The organism is Pseudomonas sp. 57B-090624, assembly GCF_003234055.1.
Lineage (GTDB): Bacteria > Pseudomonadota > Gammaproteobacteria > Pseudomonadales > Pseudomonadaceae > Metapseudomonas > Metapseudomonas tohonis.
The window spans coordinates 40,151-55,181 of the sequence record NZ_QKRU01000008.1; the positions used below are offsets into that span (position 1 = coordinate 40,151).

Annotated in this window: 13 protein-coding genes; 12 read left to right on the forward strand and 1 reads right to left on the reverse strand. The window is 66.7% G+C overall.

The features are described 5' to 3' along the window. Positions 1–115: 115 nt before the first annotated feature. From dksA to pgi, 11 genes are all read left to right on the forward strand, one after another. Positions 116–559 (forward strand): RNA polymerase-binding protein DksA, encoded by a 444-nt coding sequence (gene dksA / locus DMX10_RS05465; RefSeq protein WP_015478905.1) that lies wholly within the window; start codon positions 116–118, stop codon positions 557–559. 54 nt (positions 560–613) lie between these two features. Then, positions 614–1,501, forward strand: a complete 888-nt coding sequence (gene gluQRS, locus DMX10_RS05470; RefSeq protein WP_111260140.1) for a tRNA glutamyl-Q(34) synthetase GluQRS — start codon at positions 614–616, stop codon at positions 1,499–1,501. Between the two features lie 70 nt (positions 1,502–1,571). Beyond that, a complete protein-coding gene (locus tag DMX10_RS05475) occupies positions 1,572–1,748 on the forward strand; it encodes a hypothetical protein (RefSeq protein WP_003095129.1) in 177 nt (58 codons plus the stop codon). Further along, the gene (locus tag DMX10_RS05480) at positions 1,732–4,686 is read left to right on the forward strand and encodes a sensor histidine kinase (RefSeq protein ID WP_111260141.1); all 2,955 of its coding nucleotides are present in this window, start codon (positions 1,732–1,734) and stop codon (positions 4,684–4,686) included. The genes DMX10_RS05475 and DMX10_RS05480 overlap by 17 nt, the downstream gene beginning before the upstream one ends. A gap of 23 nt (positions 4,687–4,709) precedes the next feature. Further along, positions 4,710–6,134 (forward strand): sigma-54 dependent transcriptional regulator, encoded by a 1,425-nt coding sequence (locus DMX10_RS05485; protein WP_111260142.1) that lies wholly within the window; start codon positions 4,710–4,712, stop codon positions 6,132–6,134. Between the two features lie 683 nt (positions 6,135–6,817). Next, entirely contained in the window at positions 6,818–8,218 is a 1,401-nt protein-coding gene (locus DMX10_RS05490; protein ID WP_111260143.1) for a polynucleotide adenylyltransferase PcnB, read from the forward strand. Between the two features lie 2 nt (positions 8,219–8,220). Then, a complete protein-coding gene (gene folK / locus DMX10_RS05495) occupies positions 8,221–8,733 on the forward strand; it encodes a 2-amino-4-hydroxy-6-hydroxymethyldihydropteridine diphosphokinase (RefSeq protein WP_111260144.1) in 513 nt (170 codons plus the stop codon). Between the two features lie 103 nt (positions 8,734–8,836). Beyond that, the gene (gene panB / locus DMX10_RS05500) at positions 8,837–9,637 is read left to right on the forward strand and encodes a 3-methyl-2-oxobutanoate hydroxymethyltransferase (protein ID WP_111260145.1); all 801 of its coding nucleotides are present in this window, start codon (positions 8,837–8,839) and stop codon (positions 9,635–9,637) included. Further along, positions 9,634–10,494, forward strand: coding sequence for a pantoate--beta-alanine ligase (gene panC, locus DMX10_RS05505; protein ID WP_111260146.1), 861 nt, complete (start codon positions 9,634–9,636; stop codon positions 10,492–10,494). Before panB ends, panC begins: the two co-directional genes overlap by 4 nt. An 82-nt stretch (positions 10,495–10,576) precedes the next feature. After that, positions 10,577–10,957, forward strand: a complete 381-nt coding sequence (gene panD, locus DMX10_RS05510) for an aspartate 1-decarboxylase (protein ID WP_003457244.1) — start codon at positions 10,577–10,579, stop codon at positions 10,955–10,957. Positions 10,958–11,039: 82 nt separating this feature from the next. Beyond that, complete coding sequence (gene pgi / locus DMX10_RS05515) at positions 11,040–12,704, forward strand: glucose-6-phosphate isomerase (protein ID WP_111260147.1); 1,665 nt, start codon at positions 11,040–11,042, stop codon at positions 12,702–12,704. 48 nt (positions 12,705–12,752) lie between these two features. Here pgi and DMX10_RS05520 read toward each other — a convergent pair whose 3' ends face one another. Next, positions 12,753–13,742 (reverse strand): GlxA family transcriptional regulator, encoded by a 990-nt coding sequence (locus DMX10_RS05520; RefSeq protein WP_218281311.1) that lies wholly within the window; start codon positions 13,740–13,742, stop codon positions 12,753–12,755. Positions 13,743–13,863: 121 nt separating this feature from the next. Here DMX10_RS05520 and DMX10_RS05525 point away from each other — a divergent pair, with 121 nt between their 5' ends. Then, the gene (locus DMX10_RS05525; RefSeq protein WP_218281312.1) at positions 13,864–14,949 is read left to right on the forward strand and encodes a DJ-1/PfpI family protein; all 1,086 of its coding nucleotides are present in this window, start codon (positions 13,864–13,866) and stop codon (positions 14,947–14,949) included. Positions 14,950–15,031: the final 82 nt, after the last annotated feature.

The window sequence follows — 15,031 nt, forward strand, 5'->3', positions numbered from 1 at the left end:
GTAGCGTGCCCGGAGTCGATCTGGTAAGTTCGCCCGCTTGCAGTCGCAGGGCCGGGTTACCGGCGATGGACCAGAACCTGCGCAATGGATTAGAGAAAGTGAGAGGCGGCCATTCATGCCCACCAAAGCAAAGCAACAGAGCAGCCAACTGATCCGTGGTTTCGAGCCTTACCAGGAAACCAAGGGTGAGGAGTACATGAGCGACCGCATGCGCGCTCACTTCACCAGCATCCTCAACAAGTGGAAAGTTGAGCTGATGGAAGAGGTGGATCGTACCGTGCACCACATGCAGGACGAAGCCGCCAACTTCCCCGATCCGGCCGACCGCGCCAGCCAGGAAGAAGAGTTCAGCCTGGAGCTGCGTGCACGCGATCGCGAGCGCAAGCTGATCAAGAAGATCGACGAGACCCTGCAACTGATCGAAGACAACGACTACGGCTGGTGCGACTCCTGCGGCGTCGAGATCGGCATCCGTCGTCTCGAGGCACGCCCCACCGCCACGCTCTGCATCGACTGCAAGACGCTGGCGGAGATCAAGGAAAAGCAACTCGGTTCCTGATCCCAGAACGGGGCGCTACGGCGCCCCGTTTCGTTTCCGCAGGCCCGCCTTCCAATGAGTTCTCCCACCTACATCGGCCGCTTCGCCCCGACGCCCAGCGGCTTTCTGCATTTCGGTTCCCTCGTCGCCGCCCTCGCCTCCTACCTCGATGCCCGCTCGGTCGGCGGCCGCTGGCTGCTGCGCATGGAGGACCTCGACCCGCCGCGCGAGGTACCCGGCGCCCAGGACGCGATCCTGCGTACCCTGGAAAGCTACGGCTTCGAGTGGGACGGCGAATGCGTGCGCCAGAGCGATCGCCACGATGCCTACGCCCAGGTGCTCGACCGCCTCTTCGACCAGGGCCTGGCCTACGCCTGCACCTGTTCGCGCAAGCAGCTCGAAGGCCACCAGGGGGTCTACCCCGGTTTCTGCCGCAATGCGCTGCACCCCCGGCATGACGCTGCGATCCGCCTGCGCGTGCCGGAGCTGATCTACGGTTTCACCGACCGTGTGCAGGGCGAGTTCCGCCAGCACCTGGGGCGCGAGGTGGGGGACTTCGTCATCCGCCGCCGCGACGGCCTCTACGCCTACCAGTTGGCCGTGGTGCTGGACGACGCCTGGCAAGGCATGACCGACGTGGTACGCGGCGCCGACCTGCTCGACTCCACGCCGCGCCAGCTCTACCTGCAGGAACTGCTGGGCCTGCCGCAGCCGCGCTACCTGCACGTGCCACTGATCATCCAGCCCGACGGGCACAAGCTGGGCAAGTCCTATCGCTCCCCGCCGTTGCCGCCCGACCAGGCCGGCCCACTGCTCAACCGCGCCTTGCGCGCGCTCGGCCAGCGCCCACCGGATGAACTCGCCGAGGCCACCCCTCGCGCGGTGCTCGGCTGGGGCATCGCCAACTGGGACGCCACGCGCATCCCGGGCAGCCGCACGCTGGCCGAAGCGCAGCTGCGCTAGGGTCATCTCTCCCCTCGCACCGGCATCGGGCATTCGCTACCATCGCCGCACTCCCGATGCGAGATGCGGCATGTATATCTACCGACTGGTTCTGCTCCTGGTGGTGGGGATCTATCTGTTTTCCCCGGCCATCATGGACTGGTGGATCGACCCCAATGGGGCCTGGTACCGCCCCTACCTGCTCTGGCTGATCCTGATCGTGGTCACTTTCATCCTCCAGAGCCAACGCGATGCTGACGAGCTTTAGCCTGAGCCAGCTGATCCTCATCAGCGCGGCTTACCTGTTCACCCTGTTCGGCGTCGCCTGGCTCAGCGATCGCGGCTTCGTGCCTCGGCGCATCGTCCGCCACCCGCTGACCTACACCCTGTCGCTGGGCGTCTACGCCAGCGCCTGGGCCTTCTATGGCACGGTCGGGCTGGCCTACCAGTACGGCTACGGCTTCCTCGCCAGCTACCTCGGCATTTCCGGCGCCTTCCTCCTCGCGCCGGTGCTGCTCTACCCCATCCTGCGCATCACCCGCACCTACCAGCTGTCCTCGCTGGCGGACCTCTTCGCCTTCCGCTTCCGCAGCACCTGGGCCGGCTCGCTGACCACGCTGTTCATGCTCGTGGGCGTGCTGCCGCTGCTGGCGCTGCAGATCCAGGCGGTGGCGGACTCCATCGGCATCCTCACCCGCGAGCCGGTGCACGACCGCGTGGCCCTGGGCTTCTGCGCGCTGATCACGCTGTTCACCATCCTCTTCGGCGCGCGCCACATCGCCACCCGGGAGAAGCACGAGGGCCTGGTGTTCGCCATCGCCTTCGAGTCGCTGGTCAAGCTCACCGCCCTGGGGGGCATCGGCCTCTATGCGCTCTATGGCGTGTTCGGCGGGCCCCATGAACTGGAGCTGTGGCTGCTGCAGAACCAGGCGGCACTCTCCACCCTGCACACCCCGCTGCAGGAAGGACCGTGGCGCACGCTGCTGCTGGTGTTCTTCGCCTCGGCCATCGTGATGCCGCACATGTACCACATGACCTTCACCGAGAACCTCAACCCCCGCGCCATGGTCAGCGCCAGCTGGGGCCTGCCGCTGTTCCTGCTGCTGATGAGCCTGGCGGTGCCGTTGATCCTCTGGGCCGGCCTCAAGCTCGGCGCCACCACCAACCCGGAGTACTTCACCCTGGGCCTGGGCATCGCCGTGAACAGCGACGCCCTGGCCCTGCTCGCCTATGTCGGCGGGCTGTCGGCGGCCAGCGGCCTGATCATCGTGCTGACCCTGGCGCTGTCGGGCATGGCGCTCAACCACCTGGTGCTGCCGCTCTACCAGCCGCCGTCCGAGGGCAACATCTACCGCTGGCTGAAATGGACGCGCCGGGCGCTGATCGTCGCCATCATCATGGCCGGCTACGGCTTCTATCTATTGCTGGGCGCCGAGCAGGATCTCTCCAACCTCGGGATCGTCGCCTTCGTCGCCACCCTGCAATTCCTTCCCGGCGCGCTGTCGGTCCTCTACTGGCCGACCGCCAACAGCCGCGGCTTCATCGCCGGCCTGCTGGCCGGCATCGGCGTCTGGCTGTTCAGCATGCTGCTGCCGCTGGTGGGCAACCTTCAGGGCATCTACCTGCCGCTGTTCAACGCCATCTACGTGCTCGACGACACCAGCTGGCACATCGCGGCGATCGCCTCGCTGGCGGCCAACGTCCTGGTCTTCACCCTGGTATCGCTGTTCACCGACGCCAGCGCCGAAGAGCGCGGCGCCGCCGAAGCCTGCGCGGTGGACAACGTGCGCCGCCCGCAGCGCCGCGAACTGGTGGCCGGCTCGCCCCAGGAGTTCTCTGCGCAACTGGCCAAGCCGCTGGGTGCGAAGACCGCACAGAAGGAAGTGGAGCAGGCCCTGCGCGACCTGCACCTGCCCTTCGACGAGCGCCGCCCCTATGCGCTGCGCCGCCTGCGCGACCGCATCGAGGCCAACCTGTCGGGATTGATGGGGCCGAGCGTGGCCCAGGACATGGTGGAGACCTTCCTGCCCTACAAGTCCGGCAGCGAGAGCTACGTCACCGAGGACATCCACTTCATCGAGAGCCGCCTGGAGGACTACCACTCGCGCCTCACGGGCCTTGCCGCCGAGCTGGACGCCCTGCGCCGCTACCACCGCCAGACGCTGCAGGAACTGCCGATGGGCGTGTGCTCGCTGGCGAAGGACCAGGAGATCCTCATGTGGAACCGGGCGATGGAGGAGCTCACCGAGATCCCCGCCCAACGCGTGGTGGGCTCGCGCCTCTCGGCCATCAGCGAACCCTGGAAGGGGCTGCTGGAAAGCTTCATCAACCTGCCCGACGAACACCTGCACAAGCAGCGTCTGCAACTGGAAGGCCAGGCACGCTCGCTGAACCTGCACAAGGCCGCCATCGACGAACCCCTCGCCCCGGGTAACACCGGCCTGGTACTGCTGGTGGAAGACGTTACCGACACCCAGTTGCTGGAAGACAAGCTGGTGCATTCCGAGCGCCTGGCCTCCATCGGCCGCCTCGCCGCCGGTGTCGCCCACGAGATCGGCAACCCCATCACCGGCATCGCCTGCCTGGCGCAGAACCTGCGCGAGGAGCGCGAGGGCGACGGCGAGCTGACCGAGATCAGCAGCCAGATCCTGGAGCAGACCAAGCGCGTGTCGCGCATCGTCCAGTCACTGATGAGCTTCGCCCACGCCGGCGGCCGCCAACAGGCCACCGAGCCTGTGTGCCTGGCCGACGTGACCCAGGACGCCATCGGCCTGCTGTCGCTGAACAAGCGCAGCGTCGACGTGGAGTTCTTCAACCTCTGCGATCCGGAGCACGTCGCCGAGGGCGATCCGCAACGCCTGGCCCAGGTACTGATCAACCTGCTTTCCAATGCCCGGGATGCATCACCGCCCGGCAGCGCGATACGCGTGCGGAGCGAAATCTCCGACCACGCGGTCGACCTCGTGGTGGAGGACGAGGGGAGCGGGATTCCCAAGGCGATCATGGACCGACTGTTCGAGCCGTTCTTCACCACCAAGGACCCGGGCAAGGGGACCGGCCTGGGCCTCGCGCTGGTCTATTCGATCGTGGAAGAGCATTATGGCCACATCACCATCGAAAGCCCGGCCGACCCCGAGCAACAGCGCGGCACCCGAATCCGGGTGACGTTGCCACGATTTGTCGAAGCGACGTCCGCTGTGATCTGAGACCGTCGAGAGAGCTGAATTTAATGCCACATATTCTCATCGTCGAAGACGAAACCATTATCCGTTCTGCCTTGCGCCGCCTGCTTGAACGCAACCAGTACCAGGTCAGCGAAGCCGGCTCCGTCCAGGAAGCCCAGGAGCGCTACAGCATCCCCGGCTTCGACCTGATCGTCAGCGACCTGCGCCTGCCCGGCGCCCCGGGCACCGAGCTGATCAAGCTCGCCCAGGGCACCCCGGTCCTGATCATGACCAGCTACGCCAGCCTGCGCTCGGCAGTCGATTCGATGAAGATGGGCGCGGTGGACTACATCGCCAAGCCCTTCGACCACGACGAGATGCTCCAGGCCGTGGCGCGCATCCTCAAGGAGCGCCAGGAAGGCAAGGGCGCCCCGGCCGAACGCAGCGGCAGTTCGCGCGGCACCGAAAAAGCCGCATCGGGTGGTGCCGCAGCCGACGGCGAAATCGGCATCATCGGCTCCTGCGCCTCGATGCAGGAGCTGTACAGCAAGATCCGCAAGGTCTCGCCCACCGACTCCACCGTGCTGATCCAGGGCGAATCCGGTACCGGCAAGGAGCTGGTCGCCCGCGCCCTGCACAATCTTTCCCGCCGCGCCAAGGCGCCGCTGATTTCGGTCAACTGCGCCGCGATCCCTGAGACCCTCATCGAATCCGAGCTCTTCGGCCACGAGAAAGGTGCGTTCACCGGCGCCAGCGCCGGGCGTGCCGGCCTGGTCGAGGCGGCCGATGGCGGCACCCTGTTCCTCGACGAGATCGGCGAATTGCCGCTCGAAGCCCAGGCGCGCCTGCTGCGCGTGCTGCAGGAAGGCGAGATCCGCCGTGTCGGTTCAGTGCAATCTCAGAAGGTCGACGTGCGCCTGATCGCCGCGACCCACCGCGACCTCAAGACCCTGGCCAAGACCGGCCAGTTCCGCGAAGACCTCTATTACCGTCTCCATGTGATTTCCCTGAAGCTGCCCGCCCTGCGCGAGCGCGGCAACGACGTGATCGAGATCGCCCGCGCCTTCCTCGCCCGCCAGTGCACCCGCATGGGACGTGAGGACCTGCGCTTCGCCCACGACGCCGAGCAGGCCATCCGCCATTACCCCTGGCCGGGCAACGTGCGCGAGCTGGAGAACGCCATCGAGCGCGCGGTGATCCTCTGCGAGAGCCCGGATATCTCGGCCGACCTGCTGGGCATCGACATCGAGCTGGACGACCTGGACGACGAGGACTTCCTCGATGCTCCGGTCCAGGCGACCAGCAGCAGCCACGAGCCGACGGAGGATCTGTCGCTGGAGGACTACTTCCAGCACTTCGTGCTCGAGCACCAGGATCACATGACCGAAACCGAGCTTGCCCGAAAACTGGGCATCAGCCGCAAGTGCCTGTGGGAGCGCCGCCAGCGCCTCGGAATCCCGCGCCGCAAATCGGGGGCCGCCACCTCCTGAAGGCGCGAGCCCGGTGACAGAGCGGTGCGGACGGAGTTCCCCGCTTTGTTACCGCGTTAATCTCTCGTAACAAAAGCCGGGTCTTAAGGTAACGAAAGCCCGGCTTTTTTGTACCCGCCCGCCAACCCCAAAACGCCGCAAACCCTTGATTTACAAGGAATCGCAAAAGTTGGCACGGCATCTGCTTTATCTCTGGCACAACAACAATAACAAACGTGTAACCCCACAATAAGAACAAGACGTACCGACTCCAGCACAACAAAAACAAAACCGCGGAGGCGCAGCTAACTGATTCTTTTGGAGAGGAGTTGCCTTTGGGGCTCGCCCCACGACCAGGCTGAGAACAATAAAACTGTCATGAGACAGCGCCTGAACTGGTTGGATCACGGAATGATCATGGCACCGTCAGCGTCCAAAGCAATCCGTTTGCTATTGACCCTCGATTCGAGGGCATTTCCAGAGGCCACGAACCTGCTGGAACGGGTCGAACAACAAAAACACCAAGCCCGACACAACAATAAAAACAAAGCACGCACCAATTTGGGGGGGAGCTTCGGCTCCCCCAGTAGCTTTGACACACCCCCGCCGCTTCCTTCACCATCTCCCGACCCAGTGCTAGAATCCGCGTCCATCGTGCGGTCTTGTCCAATTCTGGCCGTCCATTCCGCAAAACAGTGCATCCCATGCTGAAGAAGCTGATCCAGTCTTTTCGCTCTCCCCTGCGCCGCTCCCAGCATCCCCGCAGCACACCCGAAGTATTGAGCAATCGCCAGCACTCGCTGGAACGTGCGGATATCAGCCGCAATGCCGTTAACGTAGTCGAGCGCCTGCAGAAAGCCGGCTACCAGGCCTACCTGGTCGGTGGCTGCGTGCGTGACCTGCTGCTGAACCTGGAGCCCAAGGACTTCGACGTGGCCACCAGTGCCACGCCCGAACAGGTCCGCGCCGAATTCCGCAACGCCCGGGTCATCGGCCGTCGCTTCAAGCTGGTCCACGTGCATTTCGGCCGTGAGATCATCGAGACCGCGACCTTCCGGGCCAATCATCCCCAGGGTGCCGACGAGGAGGACAGCAACCAGTCCTCGCGCAACGAGAGCGGCCGCATCCTGCGGGACAACGTCTACGGCAACCAGGAAGAAGACGCGCAGCGCCGCGACTTCACCATGAACGCCCTCTACTACGACCCGGTCACCGAGCGCATCCTCGACTACGCCCACGGCGTGCACGACATCCGCAATCGCCTGATCCGCCTGATCGGCGACCCCGAGCAGCGCTACCTCGAAGACCCGGTGCGCATGCTTCGCGCCGTGCGCTTCGCCGCCAAGCTCGACTTCGAGATCGAGAAACACAGCGCCGCCCCCATCCGCCGCCTGGCGCCGATGCTGCGCGACATCCCGTCCGCCCGCCTGTTCGACGAGATCCTCAAGCTGTTCCTCGGCGGCAAGGCCGAGCGCACCTTCGAGCTGCTGCTGGAATACGACTTGTTCGCCCCGCTGTTCCCGGCCGCTGCGGCGTCCCTGGAACGCGACCCGGAATACGCCGGCGCCCTGATCCGCCAGGCCCTGGCCAACACCGACGAGCGCATCCGCCTGGGCAAGCCGGTCACCCCCGCCTTCCTCTTCGCCGCGTTGCTCTGGCCGGCCCTGCCCATCCGTGCTGCCCTGCTGCAGGAAAAGGGCATGCCGCCGATCCCGGCCATCCAGGAAGCGGCCCACGGGCTGATCCTAGAACAGTGCCAGCGCACCGCCATTCCCAAGCGCTTCACCATCCCGATCCGCGAGATCTGGGACATGCAGGAACGCCTGCCGCGCCGCAGTGGCAAGCGCGCCGACCTGCTGCTGGAGAACCCGCGCTTCCGCGCCGGCTACGACTTCCTCCTGCTGCGCGAAAGCGCGGGCGAGGAGACCGACGGCCTGGGCGACTGGTGGACCGACTACCAGGACGCCAGCGACAGCGAGCGCCGCGCCATGATCCGCGACCTCAGCGGCAAGGACGATGGCAACGGTGCACCGCGCAAGCGTCGTCGTGGCGGCAGCCGTCGCAAGCGCGGCCCGCGTGAAGGTTCGGCTCCCGCCAGCGAGTGATGATGGAACGCATCTATATAGGGCTCGGCAGCAACCTCGCCGAGCCTGCCGCGCAACTGGCCAGCGCCCTGCAGGCCATGGCCGCGCTGCCTCGCACCCGCCTGGCGGCCGTCTCCTCGCTCTATGCAAGTGACCCGCTCGGCCCACCCGAGCAACCCCGCTACGCCAACGCCGTGGCCGCCCTGGACTCCGAACTCGCTCCCCTGGAACTGCTCGACGGCCTGCAGGCGATCGAACTCGCCCAGGGCCGTGTGCGCAAGGACGAGCGCTGGGGCCCACGCACCCTCGATCTGGATATCCTGCTGTTCGGCGAGCACGCGATCGACCTGCCGCGCCTGCAGGTCCCGCACTACCACATGCACGCCCGCGCCTTCGTCCTCTATCCCCTCGCGGAGGTAGCCGGAGAGACCCTCAGGCTGCCGGACGGCCGTGCCCTGCGGGCCCTTCTCGATGCCTGTCCCTTCGAGGGGCTGGAGGTCGCGGGGGCCCTTCCGGGCATGGCGGTAACGCCGTAACAGATCGGTAACACCTGCAATTGACACCATGCCCCACCATCGGGACTATAAGCGTCCCGTTGCCCCGTGCCGGTGCAGAATCGGTACCGATGAGGACGTTTTCATGCCTGATGTGACCCTGACCACCCTTCAAGAGCTGAAGCACAAAGGCGAGAAGATCGCCATGCTCACAGCCTATGACGCCACCTTCGCCCAGGCCGCGAGCCAGGCAGGTGCCGATGTCCTGCTGGTGGGCGACTCCCTTGGCATGGTCCTGCAAGGCCATGACAGCACCCTGCCGGTGAGCGTCGCCGACATGGCGTACCACACCGCCGCCGTGAAGCGCGGCAACCGGGGCGCGCTGATCATCGCCGACCTGCCGTTCATGGCCTACGCCACCCTGGAGCAGACCTTCGCCAACAGCGCAGCCCTGATGCAGGCCGGCGCCCACATGGTGAAGCTGGAAGGCGCCGCCTGGCTGGCCGAGCCCATCCGCCTGCTGGCAGAGCGCGGCATCCCGGTATGCGCGCACCTGGGCCTCACCCCGCAAGCGGTGAACATCCTCGGTGGCTACAAGGTGCAGGGCCGCCAGGAAGCCCAGGCCCGCCAGCTGCGCGCCGACGCCATGGCCCTGGAACAGGCTGGCGCCGCCATGCTGCTGCTCGAATGCGTCCCCAGCGAACTCGCCGCCGAAATCACCCAATCGGTGAAGATTCCGGTCATCGGCATCGGTGCCGGCAGCGCCACCGACGGCCAGGTGCTGGTCATGCACGACATGCTCGGCCTGTCCCTCACCGGTCGTGCGCCCAAGTTCGTGAAGAATTTCATGGAAGGCCAGGCCAGCATCCAGGCCGCCATGGCCGCCTACGTGAAGGCCGTCAAGGACGTCACCTTCCCTGCCGCCGAACACGGATTCTCCGCATGATTACCGTCAAGACCGTTCGCGAGTTGCGCGCCGCCGTGGCCCGTGCTCGCGGCGAAGGCAAGCGCATCGGCCTGGTGCCGACCATGGGCAACCTCCACGCCGGCCACGCCGCGCTGGTGGAGAAAGCCGCCCAACGCGCCGACTTCGTCGTCACCAGCATCTTCGTCAACCCGCTGCAGTTCGGCCCCAGCGAAGACCTGGCCAAGTACCCGCGCACCCTGCAGGCCGACCAGGAGAAACTGGTCGCCGCCGGCTGCCACCTGCTGTTCCACCCGGACGTCGAGGAGATGTACCCCGACGGCATGGCCGACCAGACCCGTGTCAGCGTTCCCCTGGTTTCCGAAGGGCTCTGCGGCGCCAGCCGCCCGGGCCACTTCGAAGGTGTCGCCACCGTGGTCAGCAAGCTGTTCAACATGGTCCAGCCGGACCTCGCCCTGTTCGGCGAGAAGGACTTCCAGCAACTCGCGGTGATCCGCAAGCTGGTCCGCGACCTCAACCTGCCGATCCAGGTCATGGGGGAAGCCACGGTCCGCGCCGAGGACGGCCTGGCCCTCTCCTCGCGCAACGGCTACCTGGACGAACAGCAACGCGCCGCAGCGCCGGCCCTGTACCGCACCCTCAAGCAACTGGCCGCGTCCGTGAGCGCCGGCGACAGCGACTTCGCAGCCCTGGAAGCCCAAGGCCGCGAGGCGCTCGAGAAGGCCGGTTTCCGCCCCGACTACCTGGAAGTCCGCGAAGCCGCCAGCCTGCGCCCGGCGCGTCCCGGCGACCAGGAGCTGGTGATACTGGCCGCCGCCTACATGGGCAGCACCCGGCTGATCGACAACCTCGCCTTCAACCGTCACGTGAAGGCCTGAAACCCGCGCCCGGCAAGGCTTGCCCGCCCCCCGGGGTTCGGGCAAACTCTGCCGCCGCCAGCGTCCAGACAAGGAAAACGCCATGCACGCCATCATGCTCAAGGCCAAGCTGCACCGCGCCGAAGTCACCCACGCGGTGCTCGACTACGAAGGCTCCTGCGCCATCGACGGTGAATGGCTGGACCTCGCCGGCATCCGCGAGTACGAACAGATCCAGATCTACAACGTCGACAACGGCGAGCGCTTCACCACCTATGCCATCCGTGGTGAAAACGGCTCGCGCATGATCTCCGTCAACGGCGCCGCCGCACACAAGGCCAAAGTAGGCGACCGGGTCATCATCTGCGCCTACGCCCACTACAGCGAAGCCGAGCTGGCCAACTTCAAGCCGCGCATGCTCTACATGGCACCCGGCAACGAGCTGAGCCACACCAGCAACGCCATCCCGGTCCAGGTCGCCTGAACCCTGACCCGCTAGACTGAAAGCCCGGAACACTCCGGGCTTTTTCGTGTTCATAACCAAGTTGATTGCTTGAAGGCACGCCATGAACCACCACCTCAATCCCCTCGACGTCACCCAACTGCCCAGCTGGGGCGCGCTGTCCGCGCACCGTGAGGAGCTGGCCGGCTTCAAGATGCGCCAGGCCTTCCAGGAAGACGGCGAGCGCTTCAAGCGCTTCACCCTCAGTGCCTGCGGCCTGCTGCTGGACTTCTCCAAGAACCTGATCCGCGAAGACACCCTGGCCCTGCTCGTGAAGCTGGCCGAGGAAGCCCAGCTCGGGGAAGCCATAAAGGCGATGTTCCAGGGCGAGGTGATCAACGCCTCCGAGCGTCGCCCCGTGCTGCACACCGCGCTGCGTCGTCCCATCGGCGACAAGGTGCGGGTGGACGGCAAGGACGTGATGCCCGAGGTGCACCGCGTGCTGCACCAGATGACCGAGCTGGTGGGCTACGTGCACAACGGCCTGTGGCGTGGCTACACCGAGAAACCCATCACCGACGTGGTCAACATCGGCATCGGCGGCTCCTTCCTCGGCCCGCAGCTGGTTTCCGAGGCGCTGCTGCCCTTCGCCCAGAAAGGCGTGCGCTGCCACTACCTGGCCAACATCGACGGCAGCGAATTCCGCGAGCTGGCCTGCAAGCTCAACGCCGAGACCACGTTGTTCATCGTCTCCAGCAAGTCCTTCGGCACCCTGGAAACCCTGAAGAACGCCCAGGCCGCCCGCGCCTGGTACCTGGCCCAGGGCGGCAGCGAGGAAGAGCTCTACCGCCACTTCATCGCCGTTTCCAGCAACAAGGAAGCGGCCATGGCCTTCGGCATCCGCGAGGAGAACATCTTCCCGATGTGGGACTGGGTGGGCGGCCGCTACTCGCTGTGGTCGGCCATCGGCCTGCCGATCGCCATGTCCATCGGCATCTCCAACTTCAAGGAGCTGCTGTCCGGCGCCTACAGCATGGACCAGCACTTCCAGACCGCGTCCTTCGAGCGCAACATCCCGGTGATCCTGGCCCTGCTGGGCGTCTGGTACGGCGACTTCTGGGGCGCCCGCAGCCACGCGATCCTGCCCTACGACTACTACCTGCGTAACTTCACCGACCACCTGCAGCAGCTGGACATGGAATCCAACGGCAAGACCGTGCGCCAGGACGGCAGCCCGATCACCGCCGGTACCGGCCCGGTGATCTGGGGTGGCGTCGGCTGCAACGGCCAGCACGCCTACCACCAGCTGCTGCACCAGGGCAGCCACCTGATCCCCGCGGACTTCATCGTCCCGGTCTCCAGCTACAACCCGGTCGCCGACCACCACCAATGGCTGTTCGCCAACTGCCTGTCGCAGAGCCAGGCGATGATGCTCGGCAAGTCCCGCGAGGAAGCCGAGAACGAGCTGCGCGCCAAGGGCCTGGACGAAGCCGAGGTGCAGCGCCTGGCACCGCACAAGGTGATCCCCGGCAACCGCCCCAGCAACACCCTGGTGATGGAGCGCATCAGCCCCCGTCGCCTGGGCGCGCTGATCGCCATGTACGAACACAAGGTCTACGTGCAGAGCGTGCTCTGGGGCATCAACGCCTTCGACCAGTGGGGCGTGGAACTGGGCAAGGAACTGGGCAAGGGCGTCTACTCGCGCATCGTCGGCAGCGAGGAAACCCCGGCCGAAGACGGCTCCACCCAAGGCCTGATCGACTTCTTCCGCGGCCGTCACCGCGGCTGATGCCCGCGCCGCACCCGGCCCCGGGTGCGGCGCCTCCCCACCTCGCCGCTAGCGGCAGAAGCGCTGGCGGTACTCGCTCGGCGTCACGCCCAACCCCTGCACGAAAGCCCTCCTGAGGTTGTATTCGTTGATGAAGCCGGTGCGCTGCGCCGTGCGCTTGAGCGATGCCGCCCCGTCCTCCAGCAACCGGCAGGCCGCCTCCAGGCGCATCTGGAACAACAGGCGCGCCGGGCCGATCCCCAGCTCGTCCTTGCAGTGCCGGTGCAGCGTGCGTGACGAGACCGCGACGGCCGCCGCCATCGCCTCGATATCCAGGTCCTCCTGAAGATGCTCGCGCAACCACGCCGAAAGCCGCTCCACCAGCCCACCCGGAGGGGCCTGCTGGGCCAGCAACTCGGCGCTGAACTGACGCTGCCCGCCCGGCCGGCGCAGGTACACCACCAACCCTCGGGCCACCTGCAGGGACACCTCGCGCCCCAGGTCCTCCTCCACCAGGCTCAGGCACAGGTCGATGCCCGCCGTGACCCCCGCCGAGCTGTAGAAGGCGCCGTCGCGCACGAACAGTGCGTCCTCCAGCACCTGCGCCCGCGGTAGCAAGCGCTGCAACAGCGACGCATAGCGCCAGTGGGTGACCACCTGGCGCCCTTCCAGCAGCCCGGCGCGGGCAAGCAGGAAGGCACCGGTGCACACCGAGCAGCAGCGTCGCGCCACACCGGCTACCGCCACCAGCCAGGCGGCGAGCGCGGCCGACCCCATCGCCCGCTGCACGCCATGCCCGCCGGCCACCAACAGGGTGCAACCCACCAGCTCGGCCACGGGTGGCAGCGCCTCGGCCTGCAGCTGCAAGCCGGTGGAGGAGCTCACCAGGCCCGCCTCCAGCGCCACGGTACGCAGGCGGTAGGGCCGCATCGCGCCCGCCGGCAGCTGCTCGCCCGCGGCAGCGAAGACCTCGGCGGGGCCGGTGGCATCGAGCAGCTGGAAATCGGTGAAGACCAGCAGCACCACGAGATGCGGCGCCGGTTCGTCGGCAATGGACATGGGCACCTCGCGGGCCATCGCAACGCTGAAAAGGATTGGCGGATTTTCATCCATGCCTGTCATTCGCGCCAGAGACGGGTGCCTCACACTGGGCCAGCCCCCAATCGACAGGACCCTTTCCATGATCCGCCTCGCCTGGCTACTGCTCGCCGGACTCGCCCTTGGCCACCCCCTGCCCTTGCTCGCCGCTGAAGATCCCGACCGGCTCCCCGCCTACCCGCAGCGCTTCGACCGCGAACGCCCGCTGGTGGCGGTGATCGGCGAGAACGGCATGACCGAGCTGGTGGATTACGTCATCCCCTACGGATTGCTTTCCCGGTCCGGGGTGGCCGAGGTCGTCGCGCTCTCCACGCGCCCCGGGGCGATGCAGATGATGCCGGCGCTGCGCCTGCTGGCCGATGCCGATATCGACGCCTTCGACCGCCGCCACCCCGAAGGCGCCGACTACGTGATCGTGCCGGCGGTGCACCACAGCGACGACCCGACGCTGCTGCGCTGGGTCAGGCAGCAGGCCGACAAGGGCGCGACCCTCGTCGCCATCTGCGACGGCGTGCTGGTGGTCGGCAACGCCGGGGTGCTCCAAGGGCGCCGTGCCACCGGCCACTGGTATTCGCGCAGCCAGCGCGAAAGCGACTTCCCCGACACCCGCTGGGTGGACGACCGCCGCTACCTGGCCGACGGCAAGGTGATCACCACGGCGGGAGTCAGCGCCGCCCTGCCCGCCACCCTGGCCCTGGTGGAAGCCATCGGCGGCCGCGACAAGGCACGGGCGCTGGCAGGAGAAATAGGCCTGCCGGGCTGGTCGTCACGGCATGACGGCGCCAGCTTCCAGCTCGGCGCGAGTGGCTACCTGACGGCTGCCGGCAACCTCCTCGCCTTCTGGAGGCACGAGGAACTGGGCCTGCCGGTGCAGCCGGGCGTGGACGAGATGGCCCTGGCCCTGCGTGCCGACGCCTGGTCACGGACGTTCCGCTCCGAGGCACTGGCCCTGGCCGAGACGGCCGAGCCGATCCGCACGCGCAACGGCCTGGTCCTGCTGCCCGAGCCCGTGCAGGCGCACCCGGGAATCCCCCGCCTGGCTGCGGACGACGCACCGCTGGCCCAGCTCTTCGACAGCACCCTGGCAGCCATCGCCGAGCGTTACGACCCGGGCACCGCCGAGCTGGTGGCGCGCCAGCTGGAATACACGCCAGGCCTGAACGAATGATTCCAGAGGGGGTTCAAACGCCTTGTGACGCCGACCGCCACTTGAACCGAGCAACTGCTTGGGTGCACCCTAGCCGGCACCG

Coding starts and splice junctions, on each gene's coding strand:
- dksA (WP_015478905.1), top strand. CDS start 116: ATGCCCACCAAAGCAAAGCAACAGAGCAGCCAACTGATCCGTGGTTTC.
- gluQRS (WP_111260140.1), top strand. CDS start 614: ATGAGTTCTCCCACCTACATCGGCCGCTTCGCCCCGACGCCCAGCGGC.
- DMX10_RS05475 (WP_003095129.1), top strand. CDS start 1,572: ATGTATATCTACCGACTGGTTCTGCTCCTGGTGGTGGGGATCTATCTG.
- DMX10_RS05480 (WP_111260141.1), top strand. CDS start 1,732: ATGCTGACGAGCTTTAGCCTGAGCCAGCTGATCCTCATCAGCGCGGCT.
- DMX10_RS05485 (WP_111260142.1), top strand. CDS start 4,710: ATGCCACATATTCTCATCGTCGAAGACGAAACCATTATCCGTTCTGCC.
- DMX10_RS05490 (WP_111260143.1), top strand. CDS start 6,818: ATGCTGAAGAAGCTGATCCAGTCTTTTCGCTCTCCCCTGCGCCGCTCC.
- folK (WP_111260144.1), top strand. CDS start 8,221: ATGGAACGCATCTATATAGGGCTCGGCAGCAACCTCGCCGAGCCTGCC.
- panB (WP_111260145.1), top strand. CDS start 8,837: ATGCCTGATGTGACCCTGACCACCCTTCAAGAGCTGAAGCACAAAGGC.
- panC (WP_111260146.1), top strand. CDS start 9,634: ATGATTACCGTCAAGACCGTTCGCGAGTTGCGCGCCGCCGTGGCCCGT.
- panD (WP_003457244.1), top strand. CDS start 10,577: ATGCACGCCATCATGCTCAAGGCCAAGCTGCACCGCGCCGAAGTCACC.
- pgi (WP_111260147.1), top strand. CDS start 11,040: ATGAACCACCACCTCAATCCCCTCGACGTCACCCAACTGCCCAGCTGG.
- DMX10_RS05520 (WP_218281311.1), bottom strand. CDS start 13,742: ATGTCCATTGCCGACGAACCGGCGCCGCATCTCGTGGTGCTGCTGGTC.
- DMX10_RS05525 (WP_218281312.1), top strand. CDS start 13,864: ATGATCCGCCTCGCCTGGCTACTGCTCGCCGGACTCGCCCTTGGCCAC.